At 43.5% G+C, this 6,375-nt stretch carries 7 protein-coding genes; 4 read left to right on the top strand and 3 right to left on the bottom strand.

What is annotated here, in order from left to right:
* Positions 1 to 273: hypothetical protein (locus V7K46_RS16085; RefSeq protein ID WP_335114746.1), on the top strand; the 273-nt coding region annotated here is incomplete at its 5' end.
* Positions 274 to 349: 76 nt separating this feature from the next.
* Here the strand turns inward: V7K46_RS16085 and V7K46_RS16080 are convergent.
* A complete protein-coding gene (locus V7K46_RS16080) occupies positions 350 to 820 on the bottom strand; it encodes a DDE transposase (protein WP_335114744.1) in 471 nt (156 codons plus the stop codon).
* A 158-nt stretch (positions 821 to 978) separates the two neighbouring features.
* On the opposite strand from V7K46_RS16080, the gene V7K46_RS16075 reads away from it, so the two are divergent.
* The 3 genes from V7K46_RS16075 to V7K46_RS16065 all read left to right on the top strand — a co-directional run bounded on the left by V7K46_RS16075 (position 979) and on the right by V7K46_RS16065 (position 3,517).
* Positions 979 to 1,194: a Nif11-like leader peptide family natural product precursor gene (locus V7K46_RS16075; RefSeq protein WP_104909965.1), complete on the top strand. Its 216-nt coding sequence runs from the start codon at positions 979 to 981 to the stop codon at positions 1,192 to 1,194.
* A gap of 266 nt (positions 1,195 to 1,460) precedes the next feature.
* Complete coding sequence (locus V7K46_RS16070; protein WP_335114742.1) at positions 1,461 to 1,889, top strand: transposase; 429 nt, start codon at positions 1,461 to 1,463, stop codon at positions 1,887 to 1,889.
* Between the two features lie 368 nt (positions 1,890 to 2,257).
* Positions 2,258 to 3,517 (top strand): hypothetical protein, encoded by a 1,260-nt coding sequence (locus V7K46_RS16065; protein ID WP_335114740.1) that lies wholly within the window; start codon positions 2,258 to 2,260, stop codon positions 3,515 to 3,517.
* Between the two features lie 316 nt (positions 3,518 to 3,833).
* Here V7K46_RS16065 and V7K46_RS16060 read toward each other — a convergent pair whose 3' ends face one another.
* On the bottom strand, positions 3,834 to 4,481 hold the full coding sequence (locus tag V7K46_RS16060) for an HAD-IA family hydrolase (protein WP_335080854.1): 648 nt from the start codon (positions 4,479 to 4,481) through the stop codon (positions 3,834 to 3,836).
* Positions 4,482 to 5,131: 650 nt separating this feature from the next.
* Entirely contained in the window at positions 5,132 to 6,325 is a 1,194-nt protein-coding gene (locus V7K46_RS16055) for an NAD(P)/FAD-dependent oxidoreductase (RefSeq protein ID WP_335114738.1), read from the bottom strand.
* Positions 6,326 to 6,375 lie beyond the last annotated feature (50 nt).

Genomic DNA, 6,375 nt, shown 5'->3' with positions numbered 1-6,375 from the left:
GTGGATGAACGGAGTTCTGAGGTGGATGAACGAGTCTTTGAGGTGGATGAACGAGTCTTTGAGGTGGATGAACGGAGTTCTGAGGTGGATGAACGGAGTTCTGAGGTGGATGAACGAGTCTTTGAGGTGGATGAACGAGTCTTTGAGGTGGATGAACGGAGTTCTGAGGTGGATGAACGAGTCTTTGAGCTTAATGCTTCAAGTTCTAAGGGAACTCGAAAAAATAAATTATTCAATTTCTGGAATAAAAACGATGTTCCATCCCTCAGCTAAGGAACGTGGATTAAATAAAATGCAAAACTTCATCCTCTATCTTGCTTCCCTCTCCTTTATAGAACCCATTTGATATCTATGCCTGAGCTAAACGCTTGAGCATGAGCCGGATAAAACAGAGATTGAGCTTGGCAGTCGCATGAGCCAGAGTTCGCTCAAAGTTTTTAACCAAACTCTTACATCGTTCCATCCAAGCATTCGAGCGTTCTCTTCCCCCAACGAGTTGCGATGGCGTACCCGCCCGCCGTAGGCGATCGTAACAAAGCCTGCAATGCCTTGGGTTGCAATTTCTGCTTTTGTGGGTTTGGGTACCAGTTGGAATCGGATCTTGGTCATTATCCGAGGGTAGAGTATTTGCAGAGCAGTTGTGATTTTGTCTGGGTGGTAGCCGTCGCCTGTGCAGAATCGTAATTTTTGGTATGTTTACAGGCTTGGCACGAAAGTACTCCAAATTTTGGGTCAATAGTTCAATCAAGCCACCGTCATCACTCATACTGGCTTTGGTGCAGTAAGTGAAGAATGGTAGACCAAGAGTATCTACTGCCAAGTGTCGTTTGATGCCATTAGTACATTTGTAATGAAGAGCAGCGCGTCGCGATAATCATCTTTCCCCCGAATCTTGATACCCTTGTGCTGCTAGTCTTAAAGAATATACTGCTGTTTTTCTTTATATTACGAGTAGCTAGCGAGGATCAAATTTTAAATATGGCTTTTGAGCAAATCGAAGCATTTTTAAAGAAAATGCAGTCTGAACCTGAACTTAAAAACGAGGTGCTCGCAGCACCAACCGCAGATGATATTGCGCGAATAGCACTAAAGCTTGGTTTTGAATTTTCAGGTGATGAATTATTGAGAATGTCAGGTAAGAAAGTTGGCAGCATTACTGTTAGAAAAACTGATCTTCCTGGAGAGTACAACTAGGGGTCACGCGAGAATTTTTGAAGAAGGCAGCTATGCTGAGGGCAGAGGGCAGAAGGAACAATTGAATGGGGATTCAGACCCCAACGAAAAAGTCGGCGCCGTGTAGACGGCGGGGCTTTAAACCCTTGTTCCCTTTGGTCATGGGCAGAGGGCTGGAAGCAGTATTCCCTTCTGCCTTCTGCCTTCAGCAAGAACTGCCCTCTGCCTTTCTTCGGTAAAAAATCTTACGCTAAGGGATCTAATCCCCAATCAAAGCACCATGATTATTGGTATTACCCTTCTTTACACACTGCACGAAAGCCAATGTTTCCGATGATGCTGGCTTGCTGGAGATGTTGAGGGAAAACATCAGCTATTTCCGGTCAAAACCAATGAACATTCCTAAAATTACCATCCTACTCGACCAGGGTTATCATCCAGAACATCTGACACAGGAACTAGAAAAGTTATACCCGCAGATCATGCGGAAGATTAAGTTTGAGCGCTCGACCAAGCCTTCCACCCAAGAAAAGGCAGCGCAAGGCAAGTCAGGATTTGTCCCAGCAGTAGCCAGGTGGGTAATTGAGCGGTCGAATGCTTGGATGGGGCGCTGTAAGATCCTGGTCAAGAACTTTGAGCGAACACTATCGAATGCCACGACCAAGCTCAATCTTTGTTTTGTTAGGCTCATGCTTAAGAGACTCGCAGCTTCTTAGAGATATCAAATGGGTTCTATAAGGAGAGGGATTGAGGGTGAGGTAAGTCAGGGACATAAATTGTATGTTATTTAATTCTTATTCCTAAGTGTCCCCTGCTCCCCTGTCATAAAAGCGTTCGCGTAGCGTCCCGCAGGGATGGGATATTTTTTTACTTGGAAGTCCCTAACTCTTCACCATCTCCCTTATTTCTCATGACAGTTTGAGAAATTAGAGTATAAATATAGGACTTACGCAAAAAACCTCTCAAACTCTCATTCCTTTGTGTACTCTGTGTCTCTGTGGTAGCCTGCGGCAAGCCGCTTTGCGTCTACGTTCTTTCATGACCCGTGCGTAAGTCCTGAAATAATCTGTTATAGATAATTAATATGAGTAGATTGCAGAAATTTGGCTATTGGACTTATGTCTTTTTAACTATTGCTATAAGTTTACTTGTACTCCGAGTTAATTTTTGCCTGTTAACAGTGTCAGCCAAAGATTATGCACCTGGACAACTTAGTCCTGATGCACTAATGCAATTAAAGAACATCAAACGACGGTTAAATGCAGGTGAAGGAAAAACGATGCAGGCGTTTTTCCCAGAAGGATGGTTTTTTAGCCATATAGTCTATGGTTACAGTTGGGTGAATGTTGCTTTGTCTTCAAAATCTGAACCTCTTCGCCAACAAGCAATTCAAGAGGTGCGTTGGGTTTTATCTCAAGTAGATACACCCGAAGGACGCGCACCTTTTACAGCAGATACCCAAGTTGCCAATGGCGTCTTTTATTTAGGTTGGAGTAATCGGTTGTTGGGTGGACTATTAAAAATTCAGTCACCAAAAGAGCGATCGCTCCAAGATATTACTCAATTTCGTGCCCAATCTCAAGAGTTAGCCCAGGCGTTTACAAAAAGTCCCACTGTAACCATTGATGCTTATCCCGGACAAGCTTGGCCTTGTGACCAAACCGTAGCTTTAGCATCTTTAGCTTTGCACGATGAATTGTTTGATAGTAATTATCAGCCAGTAATTCAGCGTTGGGTTAGCTATACTCGCCAGCATCTTGACCCACAAACAAATTTAATTCCTCACAAAATTGACGCTGTGACTGGTGAAATTAAGATTGGCACACGAGGTACCAGTCAAGTCTATCTTTTGCCGTTTCTACTAGAATTAGATTCAAAGTTTGCAAAACAGCAATATGCTCAGTTTCGCAAACAGTTTGTTCCCTCAGTATTAGGCTTTTTCCCCGTGAGGGAGTATCCCCTCAACGCTGATGGCCACGCTGATGTTGACTCTGGGCCACTTATCTTTGGCATTGCCCCAACCAGTACAATTGTCAGCATTGCTCCAGCACATGCTTATCAAGATACTCAATTATTTGAGAGTACGCTCGCTATCACTGAAATTTTGGGATTACCGCTAGTATGGGGTGAGGAAAAGTCCTATGCTTTGGGGTTATTGCTAGTAATTGATGATTTTTTGGTTTGGGGTAAAACTTTAGTACCCTGGACACAGGTTAATAATTCCGTCTACACCGAACAAAGACTTGCAAACAACATTCAGTTCTTGATTTTAGGTTCTGGAGTTGTGTTGCTTGTGCTTTGGAGTCCAATTGTTGCCAAACAGTTTTTAAACAAATGTGCTTGAAATTGCTGACCCTCGCTTCTCGAAATTCAAAATTCAAAATTCACTTATTTAAAAATAATTAAATAATTTTTAATTTATTATTTTAAAATTATATAAATCTTGAATTCAATTTTGAATTAAAGCAATAGGTTCAAGCCCCTTAATTTATTAATGGAGAATAAAAAAACGAAGTAACATTATTCAAGCCCCTGGCTTTAGGCATGGGGTGTTAATTTTGAACTTTGAATTTTGAATTTTGAATTCCCCAAAGGGGTTGACTGATACACCCTAAGATTCCACTTTAAAAATTTGGCGTTGCTGAATTGAAAGTATCCCCTCATTTTCCACGATTGATCCAAACGCCTCTGAGGCCAGCTGCTTTAGCTCCGTGGTAGTCTTCTATGATGCTATCGCCGATATGCCATGCTGCCTCTGGGGAACATTTATGTTTGTTTAAGGCAATGGCAAAAATTTGAGGATCAGGTTTAGCTGCACGTACCTGGGTAGAAATGGTAACCGAACTGAAAAACTCTTTCAATCCCAAACTTTGCAATACTGAGTAAATCCGAGAATCAAAATTGGACAGCACCCCCAAAGTAATTCCCAACCGCCGCCAGTTGATCAAAGCTGGTAAGACATCAGGATAGATAAACCACGGTTCGCCTGTACCAAAGTGGATGTAAAGTTCGCTAAAAAAAGCTGAAAAGTCAGAAAATTCCTTGAGAACACCAGCACTTTCAAAAGTGTTCAGGGCAATTATCCGCCACCAATCAAACTCGCGCTGGGGAATATCTTGCAGTTCTGCATCTAGAAATATCGGCGGCGGCGCGGCTTTAAAGCTTTTGATGAAGGCTGTATTCAATTTTTCGGCTGAAACTGTAACGCCAAAATCCTGGGCTATCTGACCATAAACTTCGCCCACACTCCCTTTAACGTCGAAGAGTGTGCCCACAGCATCTAACAAAATAACTTTCGGTTGTTCCATCAAAGTTTGAAGATTTTGAATGTTGAATTTTAGATTTTGGCTTGTTAGAGAGCTTCTGTGGGTAGCAGTTTAACATCTGCTAAGTACAGCATTTCATTAATTCGTAGCGAATTAAATTTGGTAATACCTTGTATTGTTAATGTATGCCGATACAATGCCAATGCGTCAGCCGCATTGTTAATGCATCCCGATACAATGTTAATGTGTCGGCCGCATTGTTAATGCATCCCGATACAATGTTAATGTGTCGGCCGCATTGTTAATGTATCCCGATACAATGTTAATGTGTCGGCCGCATTGTTAATGCATCCCGATACAATGTTAATGCGTCAGCCGCATTGTTAATGCATCCCCCTGCATTAAAAACGCTACGCTTTTACGCAAAACTGTACTAAGTAGGTTGGCGCAAATAAAGCAAATTATCGTAAACGTCTTGGTTATTTACCAACGCCCCTCAGGAGTGCTGTTAGCGGATAGCTATGGTTTAGCCCGTAGCGCAGCGTAAAGCCTGCGGCATGGCAACTCGAAGAAGAGGCTGCGCCAACGCTTAGAGCGAGTCATCTGCCAAAGGGAGACGATGCCGCGCAACGAGCATCACGAGCGTCGGGAACCTCCGCAACGCACTGGCTCACCAATGCCCAACCTTAAAGTTACCGAGAAAGTGTTTCTATGATCGGACGGACTAGCCAATTAAAACCTACTTTAAGTTGATGGTCTAAAGTTGGCAACCTATATAAATAGGCAATCCGCCGGGCGACGGATGCCAAGCGTCCATCTAGTTTAATTCCCAAACCAGTGAGAGTGGCGTTGTCTATTCCTAGTGCCATCATTTCTCCTAACTGTTGGTAGTGGAAGGGAAGGAGGGGGCGATTAGTCAGAGTTGCCCAGATATTCCAAGCAGTATAATCAGCTTGTTGGAAAGCCGCTTGTGCGGTGGCAGGGACTTGCTGTCCTTCAGCATCATGACAGTCTACTAAATCTCCCAAGGCAAAGATTTCTGGATGATCAAAGACTTGCAGATTGGATGTAATGCTGATTTGACCACGCTGATTTTGCTTCAGGGGAAGAGATTTCACTACGGGCGCAACCCTGGTTCCCACAGTCCAAATTACCAAATCCACCGGAATTATGTCTAACTGGTTTTTGTACTCTAGGGAGATGGTATTTTGCTCTATTGATTCGACTTTGGTTTCTAAATCAAGAAATACGCTACGCGCTTCTAAAGCTTTTTTTGCTGCTTCCCGGTTAAACTCTGGGGAAGTTCGCAAAATTTGGTCACCGATTTCAACGATCCGAAAGCGTCCTCTTTCCCCTAGTCTGTCGGCTAGCTTACAAGCTAACTCTACACCACTGTAACCAGCCCCAACGATCGCTACCCGAATTTTATCAGCATCGGATTCTTCTAAAAATCGCAGGCGTTCTTCCAAACGATAGGCATCAGAGATTGTGCGGAATGTGTAAGCGTAGGATGTTGCACCAGGGACTAAATCTAGCGGTGTCTCACCTCCTAGCGCCAGCACTAATCGGTCGTAAGGGATTTCTGGCCCTTCATGTAGATTTACCCGTCGCTGGTCGATGTCAATTCCAGAGACAAGCCCTTGATAAAAACGCACTCCTGTGCCTTCTAAAAGTTCTTCAAAGGGTGGGGCAATTTCCCAGGTTTGCAGTTCACCAGTGAGTAATTCGTAAAGTAAAGGAGAAAATAGGAAGCGATCGCTTTGATCTACCAGAACAATTTCGGGTTTTTGCGTAGATTCCCAAGGTAACTGGCTTAAGCGCAAGGCTGTGTAAAGACCACCAAAGCCTCCGCCAAGGATACAAATTCTAGAAGTTTGTTGAGTCATCGATTCTATGTATGGGACGGTCAATGCTAGCTGGGCAACTAACTTCAGTC

The organism is Nostoc sp., assembly GCF_036917395.1.
Taxonomy (GTDB): Bacteria; Cyanobacteriota; Cyanobacteriia; order Cyanobacteriales; family Nostocaceae; genus Nostoc.
Note: the sequence above shows the minus strand (reverse complement) of the source record. Positions and strands in the feature narration are given on the sequence as shown.

What these genes read in the sequence shown, in the direction of transcription:
- V7K46_RS16075 (WP_104909965.1), top strand. Translation starts at nt 979, where the DNA reads ATGGCTTTTGAGCAAATCGAAGCATTTTTAAAGAAAATGCAGTCTGAA.
- V7K46_RS16065 (WP_335114740.1), top strand. Translation starts at nt 2,258, where the DNA reads ATGAGTAGATTGCAGAAATTTGGCTATTGGACTTATGTCTTTTTAACT.
- V7K46_RS16060 (WP_335080854.1), bottom strand. Translation starts at nt 4,481, where the DNA reads ATGGAACAACCGAAAGTTATTTTGTTAGATGCTGTGGGCACACTCTTC.
- V7K46_RS16055 (WP_335114738.1), bottom strand. Translation starts at nt 6,325, where the DNA reads ATGACTCAACAAACTTCTAGAATTTGTATCCTTGGCGGAGGCTTTGGT.